This window comes from Rhodococcus sp. NPDC127593, from assembly GCF_042671975.1.
Taxonomy (GTDB): Bacteria; Actinomycetota; Actinomycetes; order Mycobacteriales; family Mycobacteriaceae; genus Rhodococcus_F.
The window spans coordinates 19,449-37,938 of sequence record NZ_JBHXWI010000041.1; the positions used below are offsets into that span (position 1 = coordinate 19,449).

The 18,490-nt window shown below is 67.1% G+C and carries 14 protein-coding genes; 10 read left to right on the plus strand and 4 right to left on the minus strand.

Annotation, left to right across the window (positions count from 1 at the left end; translation table 11 throughout):
• Window positions 1-2 precede the first annotated feature (2 nt).
• The gene (locus tag ACFVJ3_RS32500; protein ID WP_378455974.1) at window positions 3-542 is read right to left on the minus strand and encodes an intradiol ring-cleavage dioxygenase; all 540 of its coding nucleotides are present in this window, start codon (window positions 540-542) and stop codon (window positions 3-5) included.
• 232 nt (window positions 543-774) lie between these two features.
• Here ACFVJ3_RS32500 and ACFVJ3_RS32505 point away from each other — a divergent pair, with 232 nt between their 5' ends.
• Both ACFVJ3_RS32505 and ACFVJ3_RS32510 read left to right on the plus strand, forming a co-directional pair.
• On the plus strand, window positions 775-1,722 hold the full coding sequence (locus ACFVJ3_RS32505) for an acyl-CoA thioesterase (protein ID WP_378455975.1): 948 nt from the start codon (window positions 775-777) through the stop codon (window positions 1,720-1,722).
• Between the two features lie 52 nt (window positions 1,723-1,774).
• Window positions 1,775-3,259: a multicopper oxidase family protein gene (locus ACFVJ3_RS32510; RefSeq protein WP_378455976.1), complete on the plus strand. Its 1,485-nt coding sequence runs from the start codon at window positions 1,775-1,777 to the stop codon at window positions 3,257-3,259.
• A gap of 10 nt (window positions 3,260-3,269) precedes the next feature.
• Here ACFVJ3_RS32510 and ACFVJ3_RS32515 read toward each other — a convergent pair whose 3' ends face one another.
• Complete coding sequence (locus ACFVJ3_RS32515; RefSeq protein WP_378455977.1) at window positions 3,270-4,208, minus strand: AraC family transcriptional regulator; 939 nt, start codon at window positions 4,206-4,208, stop codon at window positions 3,270-3,272.
• A gap of 165 nt (window positions 4,209-4,373) precedes the next feature.
• Between ACFVJ3_RS32515 and ACFVJ3_RS32520 the strand changes: the two genes are divergently transcribed.
• The 7 genes from ACFVJ3_RS32520 to ACFVJ3_RS32550 all read left to right on the plus strand — a co-directional run bounded on the left by ACFVJ3_RS32520 (window position 4,374) and on the right by ACFVJ3_RS32550 (window position 12,607).
• Window positions 4,374-4,934: a flavin reductase family protein gene (locus ACFVJ3_RS32520; RefSeq protein WP_378455978.1), complete on the plus strand. Its 561-nt coding sequence runs from the start codon at window positions 4,374-4,376 to the stop codon at window positions 4,932-4,934.
• A 24-nt stretch (window positions 4,935-4,958) separates the two neighbouring features.
• Window positions 4,959-6,575, plus strand: a complete 1,617-nt coding sequence (locus ACFVJ3_RS32525) for a 4-hydroxyphenylacetate 3-hydroxylase family protein (protein WP_378455979.1) — start codon at window positions 4,959-4,961, stop codon at window positions 6,573-6,575.
• 266 nt (window positions 6,576-6,841) lie between these two features.
• Complete coding sequence (gene benA, locus ACFVJ3_RS32530; protein WP_378455980.1) at window positions 6,842-8,218, plus strand: benzoate 1,2-dioxygenase large subunit; 1,377 nt, start codon at window positions 6,842-6,844, stop codon at window positions 8,216-8,218.
• A 14-nt stretch (window positions 8,219-8,232) separates the two neighbouring features.
• The gene (gene benB / locus ACFVJ3_RS32535; RefSeq protein WP_095868035.1) at window positions 8,233-8,742 is read left to right on the plus strand and encodes a benzoate 1,2-dioxygenase small subunit; all 510 of its coding nucleotides are present in this window, start codon (window positions 8,233-8,235) and stop codon (window positions 8,740-8,742) included.
• A gap of 36 nt (window positions 8,743-8,778) precedes the next feature.
• Window positions 8,779-10,317, plus strand: a complete 1,539-nt coding sequence (benC, locus tag ACFVJ3_RS32540; protein WP_378455981.1) for a benzoate 1,2-dioxygenase electron transfer component BenC — start codon at window positions 8,779-8,781, stop codon at window positions 10,315-10,317.
• Complete coding sequence (locus ACFVJ3_RS32545) at window positions 10,314-11,108, plus strand: 1,6-dihydroxycyclohexa-2,4-diene-1-carboxylate dehydrogenase (protein ID WP_378455982.1); 795 nt, start codon at window positions 10,314-10,316, stop codon at window positions 11,106-11,108. The genes benC and ACFVJ3_RS32545 overlap by 4 nt, the downstream gene beginning before the upstream one ends.
• 146 nt (window positions 11,109-11,254) lie before the next feature.
• Window positions 11,255-12,607: an MFS transporter gene (locus ACFVJ3_RS32550; protein ID WP_378455983.1), complete on the plus strand. Its 1,353-nt coding sequence runs from the start codon at window positions 11,255-11,257 to the stop codon at window positions 12,605-12,607.
• Here ACFVJ3_RS32550 and ACFVJ3_RS32555 read toward each other — a convergent pair.
• Window positions 12,583-13,650 (minus strand): 2-oxoacid:ferredoxin oxidoreductase subunit beta, encoded by a 1,068-nt coding sequence (locus ACFVJ3_RS32555; RefSeq protein ID WP_378456029.1) that lies wholly within the window; start codon window positions 13,648-13,650, stop codon window positions 12,583-12,585. The genes ACFVJ3_RS32550 and ACFVJ3_RS32555 overlap by 25 nt on opposite strands.
• A gap of 5 nt (window positions 13,651-13,655) precedes the next feature.
• Entirely contained in the window at window positions 13,656-15,590 is a 1,935-nt protein-coding gene (locus ACFVJ3_RS32560) for a 2-oxoacid:acceptor oxidoreductase subunit alpha (RefSeq protein ID WP_378455984.1), read from the minus strand.
• 122 nt (window positions 15,591-15,712) lie between these two features.
• Here ACFVJ3_RS32560 and ACFVJ3_RS32565 point away from each other — a divergent pair, with 122 nt between their 5' ends.
• The gene (locus tag ACFVJ3_RS32565) at window positions 15,713-18,415 is read left to right on the plus strand and encodes an AAA family ATPase (RefSeq protein WP_378455985.1); all 2,703 of its coding nucleotides are present in this window, start codon (window positions 15,713-15,715) and stop codon (window positions 18,413-18,415) included.
• The last annotated feature ends 75 nt before the right edge of the window (window positions 18,416-18,490 follow it).

The following is an 18,490-nucleotide window of genomic DNA, read 5'->3' on the forward strand; positions in this document are numbered from 1 at the left end:
GGTCAGATCGGGTCGAGCACGAAGTCGCAGGAGACCTCTCCGCCGGCACCGAGGTCGACGAGCGACTCGACGGCGGACGCGACTACCTCACGCGATGCGCCCGGTGTCGGCACCAGGCGCGTCTCGAGCGGCCGGAAGCCACGCGCATGCACGACGACGTTGACGTGACCGACATCGGCTTCGCCTCGGGCGCTGGAGAATTCGCAAGGCGCGGGCTGCACGGTCGAGATGTCGAAGCGGCCCCCGGCGCACGTGACGACGATGCCGCGCAGGTTGTTGCGCAGAATCTCGACAGAGTACCCGGAGTAGCAGCCGTCGGCGTCCGCGTGCCAAATCTCGAGCTCCGCCCCCGACAGTGGTTCGCCGTCGCGTGACCGCACGACCCCCGCGATGCGCAGCGGGGTTCCCGGTTCACCGGGGAGTGCCGCGAGGTTCGCCTTCCACGGCAGTACTCGCTGCGCGGGGAGGTAGAACTCCCGATCGACGTGGTCGAGGCCTGCTCGGTCCACGTGAGGTGCGGTCGTCGTCGACGTCGAGGTCATCACCTGATCCGATCACTCTCGTACGCTGTGCGTACATGGAGAACGCTGTGCGGTCGTTGTCGAGTGTGCGCGTGGTCACAGGCATTCGTCAACCTGGGTCCGTTCACATCGCGGACGGGTCGGTCCGGTGCATCTGTGGGATAATTTCCCCGCCACCGGCGGACAACGACGTTTCGCCGTCCCCGGTTCGCGCCCTCGTGCCGGCCACGTCGAATTCCCGAGGATCACATCGATGACCACGCCTCCCCGCAGCATCACCCTCCGCTTCCTGGCCGCACCCACCGAGGTGGCGACGCTCGGAGGGGCCGTCCAGGGGGGCCGGATCCTCGAATGGATCGACAAGGCCGCCTACGCCTGTGCGGTCGGCTGGAGCGGGAGCTACTGCGTCACCGCATACGTGGGAAACATCAAGTTCACTCGCTCCATCGAGTCGGGACACCTCGTCGAGGTCGAAGCGCGACTCGTCCACACCGGGCGCTCGAGCATGCACATCCAGTGCACCGTGTCGTCGGCGGACCCGCGCACCGGGCAGTTCACCGAAGCCAGCAACTGCCTCATCATCTTCGTCGCCGTCGACGATTCCGGTAAGCCCACGAGCGTGCCGCCGTGGAAGCCGAACACCGCTTCCGACCGCGCCGAGTCCGAGGAGGCGGTCATGCGCATCGGTCTGCGCGCCGACATCGAAGAAGCGATGAGCAAACAGAGTTACACCGACGCGGGCACCGCACCGGAATCGCTCACCCGCTTCCTCGCCGCGCCCACCGACGTCAACTGGGGCGGCAAGACGCACGGTGGAACGGTGATGCGCTGGATCGACGAGGCCGCCTACCTGTGCGGCACGTCGTGGAACGGCACGCCGTGCGTGTCCGTCTACGCCGGCGGGGTCCGGTTCTACCGCCCGATCCAGATCGGTCACGTCGTCGAGGTCGACGCCCGCCTGCTGCACACCGGCGCGCAGACCATGCACATCTCGGTGCACGTGCGGTCCGGCGACCCGCGCACTCGCGAAATGAACCTCACCACGCACTGCCTCACCGTCGTCGCCGCCGTCGACGAGGACGGCGCCGCAACGGCAGTGCGGCAGTGGGTTCCGCAGTCCGACGAGGATCGCAAGCTGGAGGCGCACGCCCGCGAACTCATCGCCCTCCGCGACCGGGCACGAATCGGCGCCCTGGCGTAGCCCGCCCGAGTAGCGTCACGGGAAACGGTCTACCCGCGGAAGGAGCGGGGGGATGCCTGGGAACCGTCCACTCGACGTGCAGTTGTCCCGGCGGCGTGTGCTGCAGTGGGGAGCGGGAGCCGCCCTCCTCGGGCTCACCGGGGCCTGCGCCCGCAGCGACGACACGGAGGGCGCGATCGGGCCCGACTCTCCGGAGGTGCGCGCATACGCCGAGGCCGAGGAACACCGGTTCCCCGCCGGCAGGCCGGTGGCCTACGAGCTCTCCGCGACGCAGTCCGACGTCGACATCGCAGGTACGCGCACCGCCGCGTGGTTGTACAACACGCAACTGCCGGGCCCGATCCTGCGGGCGAACGTCGGGGACAGGGTTCAGGTGCGGTTTCGCAACCAGCTCCCGGATTCCACCACGGTGCACTGGCACGGGCTGGCCATCCGCAACGACATGGACGGGGTCCCGGATGTCACGCAGGCTCCGATACCGGCGGGCACAGAGTTCGTCTACGACTTCATCCCGCCCGACCCGGGCACGTACTGGTACCACACGGACGGCGACCTCCAGCGCGGCCGCGGGCTGTACGGGGCCCTGATCATCGACGATCCCGGGGCACCCGCGAACTACGACGCCGAATTCGTCGTCGTCCTCTCCGACTGGTTGACCGACCGCACGCCGTCGCAGGTCTTCGACGAACTCCGCGGCGGGCGAATGACGTCCATGCCCGAGATGACGTCGCCCGTGCTCGGCGGTGACTCCGGCGACGTCCGGTACCCTGTGTACCTGCTGAACGGGAAAGCACCCGGCGATCCGACCGTCTTCACGGCACGGCCGGGGCAACGCGCCCGCATCCGGCTGATCAACGCCGGCGACGACACCGCGTTCCGGGTCGCGCTGGGTGGCCACCGGCTGACCGTCACGGACACGGACGGTTTCCCCGTCGAACCGGTCGACACCGACTCGGTGCTGATCGGCATGGGCGAGCGGTACGACGCCGTCGTCACCCTGCAGGACGGGGTGTTCCCGCTGGTCGCGGTCGCCGAGGGGAAGGGCGCGCAGGGATTCGCGATGGTGCGCACCGGCGGCGGCGCAGCCCCCGACCCCGCCGTGGCGCCCCGTGAGCTGGGCCCTCCCCCGCTCACCGTGGCCGACCTGCGGGCCACCGACGCCGTCCGGCTCCCCGTGGTCGACCCGGGTGTCACCCTGGAGGCGAAGCTCGGCGGCGACATGAAGCAGTACGTGTGGACGGTGAACGGCCAGGCCTATCCCGACCACACCCCGCTGACCGTCCACCGGGACCAGCGAGTGCGGCTGGTCTACACGAACCCCACGATGATGTTCCACCCCATGCACCTGCACGGGCACACGTTCGCCGTGGCCCGCCCGGACGGCTCCGGACCGCGGAAGGACACCGTGATCGTGCTCCCCGGGCAGACCGTCGCCGCCGACATCGACACGACGAACCCCGGTCAGTGGATCACGCACTGCCACAACGACTATCACCTCGCCGCCGGCATGGCGACGATCTTCTCGTACGTGAGCTGACGCCGGACCGTCAGCCCCGGAGCGCTTCGGAGGGCGCCTCGCCGTACTTCCGCCGGTACGCCGCAGCGAACCGGCCGGTGTGGGTGAAGCCCCAGCGCATCGCGACCTCGGCGACCGTCGACGAACCGTCCGCGCGCAGCAGGTCGTCGTGGACGCGTTCGAGCCGAACGTCCAGCAGGTAGTCGCGAGGGCTCACCCCGACGTACTCCTGGAATCCCTCCTGCAGGCGGCGGACCCCGACACCCGCGATCTCGGCCATCTCGGCCGCCGTCCACGCCCGCGCGGGGTCGGCGTGGATCTCGTCGATGACGCGCTTGACGATCCGCGGCCGAGTACCGGCACCGGCCGTCTCGTCGTCCGGAATCGCCGCCAGGACCAGCGCCGTGGTGACCGCCCCCGACAGTTGCTCGGCGACGAGAGGGTTCGTGTAGATGCCGTCCGACCGCAGCATCTGGTCGAGCAGCGACCGCACCAGAGCCAGCCAGCTGGCACCGTTCTCGCTGGTCAGGTCCAGCTGCGGGGGCAGTCGCAGTCCCGGCCGCGCCAGGATCCGTGCCATCTCGCGGTGCAGGTAGTCGCGGTCGACGCGCACGCCGATGATGGAGCAGTCCTTGCTCCAGGCGGTGATGAGCGTCGTGGTGTCGGGCGGGCAGATCGTTCCCGCCCCGGGCACGGACGACACCTCGTGCTTGCCGGTCACCGATTCCAGATGACCCGACAGCGGCACGTTGATCGCATACGCGCCGGGGTGGTCCGACTGGATCGACACGTCCGCGCCCCAGCCGATATGCGTGATCTTCACAGGTCCGAGTTCCACCGCCTCCGCGACGGTGTTGCGCGCGTTCGACCTGTTCAGCGGCGTCAGCCGATGCGGGAAGTACACGTCCGACACCACGTGCGACGCTTCGTCCCAATCTTCGGGACGAACCAGCTTGGACGTGGGCTGCATGGCACCAGTGTGACCACGGACACCTTCGATTGCAATTTCCACGGTGATCCAAGTCACTGCGCAAAGCGGATCACCTCCGCGCTCAGCGGATCGACGCACGGTTCTCGCGGTCGTACTTTCGTCCGTACCTCATCAGCGCCCCGGACAGGAAGGGAGGCTCCGACCATGGAGCAGCGCGAACTCCGGAACATCTTCGGGCAGTTTGCCAGCGGAGTCACGGTCATCACATGCGCCAACTCCGAGGGCCTGCCGCACGGAGCGACGGTCACCGCCTTCACCGCCGTCTCGATCGAGCCGAGACTGTGCCAGATCACCCTGACCCGAAAGTCGAAGGCCTGCAACTACTTGAGCAAGGCGCCGTTCGCCGTCAACATCCTCGCCGCAGACCAGGTGGACACCGCGATGCATTTCGCCGGGCGCCCGCAGAACCCCGAACCCGTGTGGGCCGACGGACCGACCGCGCCCGTCATCTGCGGCGCCGCCGCCACATTGTCGTGCCGGCCGTGGGCCGAGTACGACGGCGGCGACCACATCATCTTCATCGGTGAGATCGTGGCTGCCGACTCGAGCGGCAAGGATCCGCTGCTGTTCTACCGGAGCACGTTCCACGACCTCGGCTCACCGTCCGCGTCGGCCGCGTGGAACGGATCGATGGACGATCCGAACAGCGGCTGGTTCGACTCCACCACCTCCTTCACCCCATTCCATCTTCAGCCCGTCAACTGACCGCCGAATCCGAAAGGACATTCCATGACCACCACCGAAAGCGCTCCCGAGACCACGCTCGACCCGACGAAGGTCAACCCCGCCGCCGACTGTGAAGCCAACCGCACCGCGAACTTCGCCACCCGCCCGATGACCGGTGACGAGTACATCGAGTCGCTGCGCGACGACCGCGAGATCTGGCTGCACGGCGAGCGCGTCGAAGACGTCACCACGCATCCGGCGTTCCGTAACCCGATCCGGATGACCGCGCGTCTCTACGACTCGATGCACACCGGTGAGCACGTCGACAAGGTCACCACCCCCACCGACACCGGCAACGGCGGCGTGACGATGCCGTTCTTCAAGGCCCCGACGTCCTCGGACGACCTGCTGAAGGAACGCGACGCCATCGCCACCTGGGCACGCATGACCTACGGCTGGATGGGCCGCTCCCCCGACTACAAGGCCTCGTTCCTCGGCACCCTGCACGCCAACAAAGAGCTGTACTCCCCGTTCCAGGACAACGCCGAACGCTGGTACAAGGAATCGCAGGAGAAGGTTCTCTACTGGAACCACGCGATCATCAACCCGCCCGTCGACCGCCAGCTCCCGCCGGACGAGGTCGGCGACGTGTTCATGAAGGTCGAGAAGGAGACCGACGCCGGCCTGATCGTCTCCGGCGCGAAGGTCGTGGCCACCGGCTCGGCCATCACCAACTACAACTTCATCGCCCACTACGGCCTGCCGATCAAGAAGAAGGAATTCGCCCTCATCTGCACCGTCCCGATGGACGCACCGGGCGTGAAGCTGATCTGCCGGTCCTCGTTCACCCAGAACGCGGCCGTGATGGGCACCCCGTTCGACTACCCGCTGTCGAGCCGGATGGACGAGAACGACACCATCTTCATCTTCGACAAGGTGCTGGTGCCGTGGGAGAACGTCTTCATGTACGGCGACGTCGACAAGATCAACGGCTTCTTCCCGCAGTCCGGGTTCCTGCCCCGCTTCACGTTCCAGGGCTGCACGCGTCTGGCCGTGAAACTCGACTTCATCGCCGGCATGCTGATGAAGGCCCTCGACGCCACCGGCGCCGGCGGCTTCCGCGGAGTGCAGACCCGCGTCGGCGAGGTCATCGGCTGGCGAAACCTGTTCTGGTCACTCACCGAATCGATGGCACGCAACCCCGAGCCGTGGATCGGCGACACCGTCATCCCCAAGCTCGAATACGGCCTCACGTACCGGATGTTCATGATCCAGGGCTACCCGCGCATCAAGGAGATCATCGAACAGGACGTCGCATCCGGCCTGATCTACCTGCCCTCGAGTGCTCGCGACTTCAAGAGCCCCGACGTCCGGCCGTACCTCGACAAGTACGTCCGCGGCTCCGACGGCATGACCGCCGTCGAACGCGTCAAGATCATGAAGGCCCTGTGGGATTCGATCGGCAGCGAGTTCGGTGGCCGCCACGAACTCTACGAGCGCAACTACTCCGGCAACCACGAGAACGTCAAGGCCGAACTGCTGTTCGCCGCCGAGAACCGCGGCGACGTCGCGTCCATGAAGGGCTTGGCCGAGCAGTGCCTGTCCGAGTACGACCTCGACGGCTGGACCGTGCCCGACCTGATCGGCAACGACGACGTCTCGTACTTCGGCAACAAGTAACCGCTCGACCCCACGGACGCACCCTTTCTCCGCAACCGCACCCGAAATAGCTACCGAATTCGGGTGCGGACGCGGAGAAGGGGTGCGTCTGCGTGTCCAGGGTCCTGCCGTCCGATCCCGGCTCGTGTGCGCATGCCGGACACGTCCTAGTCAGTACTCGGTAAATACCTAGTGTGATGCAGCGCACAGGCTGCAAGAGTGGAATCCATTGCCGGACCCGGGCGCCCTCGCAGGGCGCAAGCCCCCCGGAGATCTTGGAGGATCCCATGACTGAAACCCTGTACACAGCGCCGTCCGACGACGTGCGCGCCAAGCTGGCCGACGCACTCATCGAGGACGCGGAAACCGGTCGCTACCAGGTGCGACGTAGCGTATTCACCGACGAGGACCTGTTCGAACTCGAGATGAAGCACATCTTCGAGGGCAACTGGATCTACCTGGCCCACGAGAGCCAGATCCCGAACGTCGGCGACTACTTCACCACGTACATGGGCCGCCAGCCGATCGTGATCTCCCGCAACAAGGAGGGCGAGCTCAACGCCCTGGTGAACGCGTGCAGCCACCGCGGCGCCATGCTCTGCCGGCGCAAGACGGACAACCGGACCACGTTCACCTGCCCGTTCCACGGCTGGACGTTCAACAACTCCGGCAAGCTCCTCAAGGTCAAGGACCCGCGCGAGGCCGGCTACCCGGAACAGTTCAACAAGGACGGCTCCCACGACCTCACCAAGGTCGCGCGGTTCGAGAACTACCGCGGATTCCTGTTCGGCAGCCTCAACGCCGACGTGCCGCCGCTCGAGGAACACCTCGGTGACACCACGAAGATCATCGACATGATCGTCGACCAGTCGCCCGACGGCCTCGAGGTCCTGCGCGGTGCGTCCACCTACACCTACGACGGCAACTGGAAGCTACAGACCGAGAACGGCGCCGACGGCTACCACGTGTCCGCCACCCACTGGAACTACGCCGCAACCACGTCGCGTCGGGAGTCGGGCGAGTCCACCAACGCCACGAAGGCGATGGACGCCGGCAAGTGGTCGAAGCAGCAGGGCGGGTACTACTCGTTCGACAACGGTCACCTGCTGCTGTGGACCAAGTGGGCCGACCCCGCCAACCGCCCGCTCAACGAGCGTCGCGAGGAACTCGTCGCCGAGTACGGCGAGGACCGTGCCGACTGGATGATCGGTGTGTCCCGCAACCTGTGCCTGTACCCGAACGTGTATCTGATGGACCAGTTCGGTTCGCAGATCCGGCATTTCCGTCCGATCTCCGTCGACAAGACCGAGGTCACCATCTACTGCATCGCCCCCAAGGGTGAGAGCCGGACGGCACGCGCCGCGCGCATCCGCCAGTACGAGGACTTCTTCAACGCCACCGGCATGGCCACCCCGGACGATCTCGAGGAGTTCCGCTCCTGCCAGAAGACGTACCAGGCCGGTGCCGCACCGTTCAACGACCTCAGCCGCGGTGTCACCCACCAACTCCAGGGCCCCGACGAGGACGCGAAGAAGATCGGCATCAACCCCATCTCCAGCGGTGTGAAGACCGAGGACGAGGGCCTCTACCCGATCCAGCACGGCTACTGGGTGCAAGCACTCACCAAGGCGCTCGACGCCGACGTTGCCGCGAACAACCGCTGAGGGAGACGACGAACATGACCGCAGTAGCCGAAAGCACTGTCACCCAGCACGACATCGAGCAGTTCCTCTACCGTGAGGCCCGCTACCTCGACGACCGCGAGTTCGAGAAGTGGATCGAGTGCTATCACCCCGACTCCGAGTTCTGGATGCCGGCGTGGGCCGACGACGGTGAACTGACCACCGACCCGATGACCGAGATCTCCCTGATCTACTACGCCAACCGTGGCGGCATCGAGGACCGGGTGTTCCGCATCAAGACCGACCGGTCCAGCGCGACGAGCCTTCCGGAGCCGCGCACCGGTCACAACATCTCGAACGTCGAGGTCACCGACCGTCGCGGCGACGTGGTGGACGTCCGGTTCAACTGGTTCACGCTCTACTTCCGGTACAACACGGTCGACACGTACTTCGGGAATTCGTTCTACACCATCGACTTCTCCGGTGAGCAGCCTCTGATCCTGAAGAAGAAGGTCGTGCTCAAGAACGACTACATCCACCACGTGGTCGACATCTACCACATCTGATTTCTTCCCCATTCTTCGCGAATCGAGCTGTTTTCCATGACTTTCCAAGTTGCACTGAGTTTCGAGGACGGGATCACCCGCTTCATCAAGTGTGACGGCGACGAGACGGTCGCCGACGCGTCCTACCGCGCGCGCATCAACATTCCCCTCGACTGTCGAGACGGGGCGTGCGGCACCTGCAAGTCGCTCTGCGAATCCGGCACGTACGACGGCGGCGACTACATCGAGGAAGCGCTCACCGATGAAGAGGCGGAGCAGGGTTACTGCCTTCCGTGCCAGATGATGCCGGAAAGCGATCTGGTACTGCAGATCCCGACGACGTCCGACGTCGCCAAGACCGCCGCAGGCACCTTCTCCTCGACGGTCACGGAGATCCGCAAGTTCTCCGACACCACCATCGGGTTCACGATCGAGATCGCGAACCGGGACGACCTCGTCTTCCTCCCCGGCCAGTACGTGAACATCACCGTTCCCGGGACCGAGGCGACACGCTCGTACTCGTTCAGCACCGGACCCACGTCGAAGGAACTGTCGTTCCTGGTCAAGATCACCGACGGCGGCCTGATGTCGGAGTACCTGCGTAGCCGCGCACAGGTCGGCGACACGCTCGAGCTCACCGGCCCGATGGGAAGCTTCTTCCTCCGCGAGCAGAAGCGTCGCGCCCTGCTGCTGGCAGGCGGCACCGGACTGGCCCCACTGCTTTCGATCCTCGACAAGATGCGCACCGACGCCGCCGACCACCCCGTGCACCTGGTCTACGGAGTCTCGTCCGACGCGGACCTGGTAGAGCTGGACAAGCTCGAGGAATACACGAAGTCCCTGCCCCAGTTCACGTTCGACTACTGCGTGTCGGACCCGGCGAGCAGTGCGACGAACAAGGGGTACGTGACCGGCCTGTTCGAGCCCGCACACCTGAACGACGGCGATGTGGACGTGTACCTGTGCGGTCCGCCGCCCATGGTCGAGGCGGTGCGCGACCATCTGAAGTCGGAGGGCGTCACGCCGGCGAACTTCTACTTCGAGAAGTTCAACAACGCGGCGACGCCGAGTGGGTCCGAGGCGTCCGCACCGGCGGCGGCGGACGCGGTCGAGGCGGCCCCCGAGTACGAGATCGGCGAGGAACACCAACCGCTGTCCGAATCGGACGCACAGTTCGACGCCCGCATGGCGCTCGAACTCGGTGCGATGGAACTGACCATCGGCCGGATGACGAAGGAACAGCTGTCCGAGTACCGGATCCTCGCCGAGACCTCGTGCGAATCGATCGAGAACGACCACTTCACGGACGCCGGCGCCTTCACCGACACCAACGCCGCCTTCCACGAATTCCTGTTCCGGTGCACCGCCAACGACGTGCTCCTCGAGGCGTACAACCGCCTGGAGGTCACGCAACTCATGACCAAGGTGCTTCGCACCGCGGACTGGGTGGACGAGCACATCCAGCACGACCACCTCGACATCGTCGCCGCCTTCGAGAAGGGTGACCGGGCCGCCGCCCACGACCTGATCATCAGCCACAGCGCGCACGCGAAGGCCACCATGTGCCGCGCCATCGAGAGGAGTGCCGTCGCATGAGTGGACTCGTCACTCCGCACCGCTTCGACGGCAAGGTCGTCGCAGTCACCGGCGCAGCGCAGGGCATCGGCCTGACGGTCGCGACCCGACTCGCGGCAGAGGGTGCGTCGCTGATTCTGATCGACCGCGCCGAACTCGTCCACGAGGTCGCGAAGGGATTGCGCGAAAACGGAACCGACGCGCACAGCATCACCGCCGATCTGGAACAGTTCGCGGACGCCGAGGCCGCGATCGACGAGGCACGGCAGCAGCACGGCCGGCTCGACGTGCTGATCAACAACGTCGGCGGCACCATCTGGGCCAAGCCGTACGAGCACTACACCGCCGAGCAGATCCAGGCGGAGGTGCAGCGCTCACTGTTCCCGACCCTGTGGACGTGCCGCGCCGTCCTCCCCCACCTGATCGCGCAGCAGTCGGGCACCATCGTCAACGTGTCCTCGGTGGCCACGCGGGGTGTCAACCGCGTGCCCTACGCGGCGTCGAAGGGCGGGGTCAACGCCCTGACCGCTTCACTCGCTCTCGAAGCCGCGCAGTACGGAATCCGCGTGGTGGCCACCGCTCCCGGCGGCACCGAGGCACCCGCTCGCCGTGTTCCCCGCGGCCCCGGCGCGGAAACCGATCAGGAAAAGGTCTGGTACCAGCAGATCGTCGACCAGACCGTCGACTCGTCCCTGATGAAGCGGTACGGAACGCTGGACGAGCAGGCCGCGGCCATCGTCTTCCTGGCCTCCGACGAGGCCACCTACATCACCGGGACGGTCCTACCCGTCGCCGGCGGCGACCTCGGCTAGCAGCCGACAGATCTCGACCGCCTCATCGGCGGGGCGCATTGCATCGTCTCGCCGATGGGGCATTTCTTTACTCGAATTCGATTGTGATACAGCGCACATACGAGTACGGCCCGGTTTCCCGTCACACCCACCGAGCGGAGATCACCATGAACCCCTCCACCACCCCCGACACTTGGGCAAGCCCGAAACACCGCAGTGCCGTCACCTGGGTCGTCGCGATCGCCACGATCGCGATCATCTTCGACGGCTACGACCTGGTCGTGTACGGCACCATCCTCCCGACGTTGATGAACGATCCCGGCCAACTCGGCGAGATCTCCGCGCAGCAGGCCGGTGCACTGGGCTCGTACGCGCTGATCGGTGTCATGGTGGGCGCACTCACCGCGGGCGCAGTGGGCGACTACCTCGGCCGGCGGCGGATGATGCTCGTCAACATCGCCTGGTTCTCCATCGGGATGGGACTCGCCGCGTTGGCCACCAACGTCACCATGTTCGGCCTGCTGCGATTCTTCACCGGCATCGGGGTCGGCGGCCTCGTCGCCACCGCCGGTGCGATGGTGGCGGAGTTCGCACCTCCCGGAAAGCGGAACCTGTACAACGCCATCGTCTACAGCGGCGTCCCCGCCGGCGGGGTGCTCGCGTCCCTCCTCGCGATTGTCCTGCGCGACACGATCGGCTGGCGTGGCCTCTTCTGGATCGGCGCACTGCCCATCGTGATCCTGCTACCGCTGGCGCTCGTGAAACTGCCCGAGTCGCCGAAGTGGCTCGTCGCCCGCGGGAACGAGGACAAGGCCCGCCGCATCTCCGAACGCACCGGTATCCCGATGCCCGGCGCCGACGAGATCGCCGCGGAACGGGCATCGGTCGAGAAGGTCGGCTTCGCCGCACTCGCGACGCGCCGTTACGCCTGGGGCACTGCTCTTCTCGGAATGATGAGCTTCTCCGGCCTGCTGCTCACCTACGGACTCAACACGTGGCTTCCGAAGATCATGGAAGACGCCGGTTTCAACGCGAAGGGTTCGCTGTCGTTCCTGCTCGTCCTCAACGGCGGCGCGATCCTCGGCGGTCTGATCGCCTCCAAGGTCGCCGACGGCATCGGACCGCAACGCGTCGTCGCCACGACATTCGGGCTCGCCGCGCTGGCCCTGATTCTCCTGACGCTCGGTTTCCCGCTGCCGGTGCTCCTCGCGTCCGTCGCCGTCGCCGGAGTCGGCACCATCGGCACCCAGGTCCTGATCTACGGCTTCGTCTCCAACTACTACTCGACGTCCGCGCGCGGCGCCGGAGTGGCCTGGTGCGCCGGATTCGGCCGGCTGGGCGGCATCTTCGGCCCCCTGATCGGCGGAGCACTGATCAGCGCCGGCATCAGCAGCCAGGTGGCGTTCTACGTCTTCGCGGGCATCGCGGTTCTCGGCGCATTCGTCACCTTCTTCGTTCCGCGTGTACGGGTCACCCGCGGCGAGGCGGCGGCCGCCTACTCCACCGTCCAGGTGTCGTGACCGGTCAGCAGGCGCTGCAGCGAGCCGTCGTCGACGGGGTCCTTCTCCCGAGAGATCTCGTTCTGCAGGCGCACCATGTCGTCGTACGTGTCCCGCGTGACGCTGCGGAACACGCCGGTCACGGTGTGGGTGAGGTCCTGGTCGGAGAGCCGCGACAGCGCGTACGCGTAGTCGGGGTCGTCGGTGTGGGCGTCGTGCACGACGATCTCGTACCGGTCGACATCGGCAGTCGCGACCACCTTCAGACCGAAACCGGCTCGGACGACGGAGTATTCGCCGGCAGACCCGAAGACGATCGGCTCCCCGTGGGTCAGCGGGATGAGGCGCTGCTCGGAACCGTCCTTGCGTAGGACGTCGAACGAGCCGTCGTTGAAGATCGGGCAGTCCTGGTAGATCTCCACGAACGACGTGCCGCGGTGCGCCGCCGCCTGCCGCAGCACTTCCGTCAACCCCTTGCGGTCCGAGTCCATGGCGCGGGCCGCGAACGTGGCCTCGGCTCCCAGCGCGAGGGACAGCGTGTTGAACGGGTGGTCCACCGACCCCAGCGGCGTCGACTTGGTGACCTTGCCGACCTCCGAGGTCGGCGAGTACTGCCCCTTGGTCAGCCCGTAGATCCTGTTGTTGAACAGCAGGATCGTCATGTTGACGTTCCTCCGCAGAGCGTGGATGAGATGGTTGCCCCCGATCGACAGCGCATCGCCGTCGCCGGTCACCACCCACACCGACAGGTCGGGGCGCGTCACCGCGAGACCCGTCGCGATGGCGGGCGCGCGACCGTGGATCGTGTGCAGGCCGTACGTGTCGAGGTAGTACGGGAACCGGCTCGAGCATCCGATGCCGGAGACGAACATCAGGTTCTCGCGTCGGAGTCCCAACTCCGGCAGGAAACTTCGGATCGTGGCGAGAATGACGTAGTCTCCGCAGCCCGGACACCAACGGACCTCCTGGTCCGACGTGAAGTCCTTGGCCTTCTGCGGTTCGTCGGTCCTGGGCACGTGCGCGGTGGCGCTCAGGCCCAGATCCGCACCGACACGACTGATCATCCGTGTCACGCCGATTCCTCCTGCCGGGGTCCGTTCGATCGGTAGGTCGCCGACGCAAGCGCGTCGGAGGTCTTCGCAAGCTCGTGCTCACGCAACGTTCCGGCCAGCGCGGAGTCGATCACCTCGTGCAGTTCGTCGCCGAGGAAGGCGAGCCCCTGCACCTTGGTCACCGATTGCACGTCGACGAGAAACCTCGAACGGAGGATCATCGCGAGCTGGCCCAGATTCATCTCCGGTGCGACGACGGTCCCGTAGCTGCGCAGCACAGCACCGAGATTGGCGGGCAGCGGGTTGAGGTTGCGCACGTGCACGTGGGCCACCTTCTTGCCCTCACGGCGGGCACGTCGGCAGGCCTCACCGATGGGCCCGTAAGAGCTGCCCCACCCGACGAGCAGCAGGTCGGCCTCACCCGAGGGATCGTCGACGACCACGTCGGGAACGGCGATTCCGTCGATCTTGGCCTGGCGCAGGCGCACCATGAGGTCGTGGTTGGCGGGATCGTAGGAGATGTCGCCGCTGCCGTCGGCCTTCTCGAGACCGCCGATGCGGTGTTCGAGGCCGGGAGTGCCCGGTATCGCCATGGCACGGGCGAGCGTCTCCCGGTCGCGGGCGTACGGTGCGAATTCGCCGTCCACCGGGGGTGCCGTGTCGCAGCCGGGGTCGATCCGGTCGAGTTCGGACACGTCCGGGATGGCCCACGGTTCGCTGCCGTTCGCGATGGCGCCGTCCGACAGCAACAGCACCGGTGTGCGGTACGTGAACGCGATCCGGGCGGCCTCGACCGCGGCATCGAAACAGTCCGCGGGTGAGCGCGGCGCGATCACGGCGACCGGCGACTCGCCGTTGCGCCCGTACATCGCCTGCAACAGGTCCGACTGCTCGGTCTTCGTCGGCAGCCCGGTGGAGGGGCCACCGCGCTGGACGTCGATGACGAGCAGCGGGACCTCCGTCATCACCGCCAGCCCGATGGCCTCGCTCTTCAGCGCCAGTCCGGGTCCGGATGTGCTCGTCACACCGAGCGCACCCCCGATCGACGCGCCCAGCGCCGCGCCGATTCCGGCGATCTCGTCCTCGGCCTGGAACGTGGTGACGCCGAGATTCCGGTGCTTGCTCAGCTCGTGCAGGATGTCCGACGCCGGCGTGATCGGATAGGTGCCGAGGAAGACGTCCCGCGCCGCCAACCGTCCCGCGGTCACCACCCCGTAGGCCAGGGCCGTGTTCCCGGTGACCTGGCGGTACGTGGCGGGTGGAAGCGTCGCCGCGGACACCTCGTAGGTGGTCGCGAAACTCTCCGTCGTTTCCCCGTAATTCCACCCGGCCCTGAACGCGAGCAGATTGCCCTCCGCGATCTGCGGCTTCGCTGCGAACTTGGTCTGCAGGAACCGCTCGATGCTGTGGGTCGGGCGGTTGTACATCCACGACAGCAGCCCGAGCGCGAACATGTTCTTCGCCCGCTCGCCGTCCTTCCGGCTCAGTCCGGCGGGTTCGACCGCGCCGACCGTCAACGTCGACATCGCCACCGGGTGCACCACGTAGTCCTCGAGTGAGTCGTCGTCGAGGGGGCTGGTGGCGTATCCGACCTTCGCGAGATTCCGCTTGGTGAACTCGTCCGTGTTCACGATGATCATGCCGCCGCGCGGCAGATCGGCCAGGTTCGCCTTCAGCGCCGCCGGGTTCATGGCGACCAGGACGTCCGGGCGGTCGCCGGCCGTGAGAATGTCGTAGTCCGCGATCTGGATCTGGAACGACGACACACCGGGGAGCGTGCCCTGAGGCGCCCGGATCTCGGCGGGGAAGTTGGGCTGGGTGGCGAGGTCGTTGCCGAACGCCGCCGCCTCCGACGTGAACCGGTCGCCGGTCAACTGCATGCCGTCGCCGGAGTCTCCGGCAAAGCGGATCGCCACCCGCTCCAGCTTCGTGGAGTTAACCTCCGTCGTCATGAATGCACCGAATCCTTCGACTCGTAGTCGTTCTGACCAGCAGCTTCTAACCTCACGGTACAAGCGTTCCCAGTTTTCGCCAGGAACACGCCGAAATCAGGCGTCGCGATACGGTGAGTGGTGTGAGTGACCCAGGGAACATCGAGCTCGTCGGGCGTTCCCGCGAACTCGCCGAACTAGAGTCGATCCTGTGTGAGGCGGCCGAGAACGCGCCCGTCGTCGTGGTCGTCGAAGGCGTGCCGGGCATCGGCAAGACGACTGTGGTGGAAAACTTCCTCGCGGCGCATCCCGACCTGCCCGCGTTCTCCGCGGTCTGCGACCCGTGGGCTTCGGGCCATCCCTTCGGGGTCGCCGAACAGCTCCTGGGTGCGGCGGTGACGTCGGAGGACCCCCTGGACGTCGCTCGCGAACTCGTCGCGGCGGTGGATCCGCCTGCCGGTGACGCGCCGTTCGTCGTCGTGCTCGACGATGCGCACTGGGCAGACCTTCCCTCACTGCAGGCGCTGAGCTCCGCCGTGCATCTGCTCGACCGACCGGCAATGATCGTCCTCGTCACGAACTCGGAACCTCCCGACGGTGTTCCCGCGGACGTGCTCGATCTCCTCGACCGACATCGCCGGCATCGGATCCACGTCCGCCCGCTCGATGCATCCGATACCCGCGAACTTGCGAATACCCTTGCGCATGTCGATCTTCCGGCCCCGGTGGCGCACCAGCTCGTTCAGCACACTGCGGGGAATCCGCGGCACCTCACGCAACTTCTGCAGGAGGTCGATCCGAGCGCGTGGGGCCAGTGGCAGCCGGTCCTCCCGGTGCCCCGCACGTGCGCGGCGAAAGTGCAGTCACAACTGTTCGCGTGCTCAGCGCCTGCCCGGGCGCTCGTCGAATCGGCGGCGGTACTCGCCGGGGATCCCCGATTCGCCGACGCCGCCGCGCTCGCCGCCATCGAGAACCCGGTGGAGGCGCTCGACGAAATCCATCGGGCCGGCCTCCTCACCGTCGGCGAGCATCGCGGCGTGACCGTGCTGACCTTCCCGTCGCCGCTGACCCGGGCCGCCGTCTACCGCGGCCTCGGGCCCATCCGACTGCGTGACCTGCACGATCATGCCGCACGGATCGTCGACGACGAGGGCAGGCGACTGGACCATCGCGCCGCTGCGGCGCCGTTCGCAGACCCCGCGCTCGCGGACGAACTGGACACGTACTCTGCGCAGAGAGCGACCGTCGGGGCGTGGTCGGCCGTCGCGGACGCATTGATCAAGTCGAGCCGCCTCACCGCGGACCGCGGCGAACGCGAACAACGCCTCATCCGGGCCGTCGACGCTCTCGTCGGTGCCAGCAACCTTCCCCAGGCACTGGCTTTCGCGCCGGAGATCGAGAGCTTCCCCGAAAGTCCGTTACGCGACGCCGTACTCGGCTACCTCGCAATCCTCCGGGGACGACCCGCGGAGGCCGATCTGCTGCTCACCCAGTCGTGGACCGCATGCGACCCGGATACCGATCCGGCCACCGCCGCGCTGATCTGCCAGCGCCGCGTCCTGGACTCACTCGTCCGCTGGCACGGACCGGACCTCGTCGAATGGGCCAGCCGGGCCGTGGCTCTCGTCGATCCGGGCGATCCGTCGGCCGTCGAATCCGCGGCGATCATGGGACTCGGACTCGCTGCCACGGGTCAGATCGTGGAGGCACGGGCCGCCTACGACACGCTGTCCGCGAAGATCGCCCTCGGTGCCCAGTCCCAGCGCTTCGACATGGCCAGGGGTTGGCTCGACCTGGCGCTGGACGATCCCGAATCGGCGCGCCAGGAACTCGAGAGCGCCGTCCCCACCGCGTTCCGGATGGGCTCGACCCGCATCTCGCTGTGGGCGCAGGCCTGGCTGGCGCGAACGCAATTCGCCCTCGGCGACTGGAGCGGCGCCATCGCCACGGTCGACCGTGCCGGACACCAACTCGAGGACGCCGCGCTCGACCTCGTCCGGCCCCTCGTACACTGGACCGGCGCGCAGACACACGCGCTTCGCGGAAACTGGCCCGCCGCGCAGGAGCACCTCCGCCTCGCGGCAGCGAGTTCGCACGACTACCCGATGATGTTCATTCCGTCCGCCCTGGCACGCGCCCAATGTGCCGAAGTGCAGGCCGACTACGCCGCCGTGATCAGGGCACTCGAGCCTCTCACCCGTCTCGAGCCCCGCGAGGGCATCGACGAGCCCGGCTTCTGGCAGTGGCCCGACGTCTACGCGAACGCTCTCGTGATGGCCGGACGCGTCGACGACGCGGACGCCTTCCTCACCCCGCACGAGGAACGCGCCGCGGAGCGCGGGCACCGGTCGGCGATGGCACGTCTCGGATACGCCCGCGGTCGCGTCGCCGGCGCGCGTGGCGACATCGATGCCGCCCGGGACGTGTTCGAGACGGCTTTGACGCACCTCGACACCCTGCCCCTCCCCTACGATCGTGCCCGCGTGAACTTCGCGTACGGCCAGACCCTGCGCCGGGCAGGCAAGCGGCGCGAAGCGGACGCCGTCATGCAGGCGGCCCGGGAGGGGTATTTCGCGCTCGGAGCCACCTCCTACGTGCAGCGGTGCGACCGTGAACTCAAGGCCGGCGGCCTCAACCTCAAACGCAGCCGGTTCACGCTCGAGGAACTGACTCCGCAGGAACGGGCCGTGACCGAACTCGTCGCGGGTGGAGCCAGCAACAAGGAGGCGGCGGGCGAGCTGTTCCTGTCCGTCAAGACCGTCCAGTACCACCTGACCCGGGTCTACGCGAAACTCGGTATCCGCTCGCGCAGCGAACTCGCGGCGCAGTTCCGCGACCAGGACTGACATCCGAGGTGACGGGAACCTACCCCGAGGGTGCCTGTTCGGGGCACCACAGTCCGGCCAGGCTGGATCTCGACC

Bases quoted from the DNA above. Each gene is read 5' to 3' on its own strand.
- ACFVJ3_RS32505 (WP_378455975.1), top strand. From the start codon at position 775: ATGACCACGCCTCCCCGCAGCATCACCCTCCGCTTCCTGGCCGCACCC.
- ACFVJ3_RS32520 (WP_378455978.1), top strand. From the start codon at position 4,374: ATGGAGCAGCGCGAACTCCGGAACATCTTCGGGCAGTTTGCCAGCGGA.
- benB (WP_095868035.1), top strand. From the start codon at position 8,233: ATGACCGCAGTAGCCGAAAGCACTGTCACCCAGCACGACATCGAGCAG.
- ACFVJ3_RS32510 (WP_378455976.1), top strand. From the start codon at position 1,775: ATGCCTGGGAACCGTCCACTCGACGTGCAGTTGTCCCGGCGGCGTGTG.
- ACFVJ3_RS32500 (WP_378455974.1), bottom strand. From the start codon at position 542: ATGACCTCGACGTCGACGACGACCGCACCTCACGTGGACCGAGCAGGC.
- ACFVJ3_RS32525 (WP_378455979.1), top strand. From the start codon at position 4,959: ATGACCACCACCGAAAGCGCTCCCGAGACCACGCTCGACCCGACGAAG.
- ACFVJ3_RS32545 (WP_378455982.1), top strand. From the start codon at position 10,314: ATGAGTGGACTCGTCACTCCGCACCGCTTCGACGGCAAGGTCGTCGCA.
- benC (WP_378455981.1), top strand. From the start codon at position 8,779: ATGACTTTCCAAGTTGCACTGAGTTTCGAGGACGGGATCACCCGCTTC.
- ACFVJ3_RS32555 (WP_378456029.1), bottom strand. From the start codon at position 13,650: ATGATCAGTCGTGTCGGTGCGGATCTGGGCCTGAGCGCCACCGCGCAC.
- benA (WP_378455980.1), top strand. From the start codon at position 6,842: ATGACTGAAACCCTGTACACAGCGCCGTCCGACGACGTGCGCGCCAAG.
- ACFVJ3_RS32550 (WP_378455983.1), top strand. From the start codon at position 11,255: ATGAACCCCTCCACCACCCCCGACACTTGGGCAAGCCCGAAACACCGC.
- ACFVJ3_RS32560 (WP_378455984.1), bottom strand. From the start codon at position 15,590: ATGACGACGGAGGTTAACTCCACGAAGCTGGAGCGGGTGGCGATCCGC.
- ACFVJ3_RS32515 (WP_378455977.1), bottom strand. From the start codon at position 4,208: ATGCAGCCCACGTCCAAGCTGGTTCGTCCCGAAGATTGGGACGAAGCG.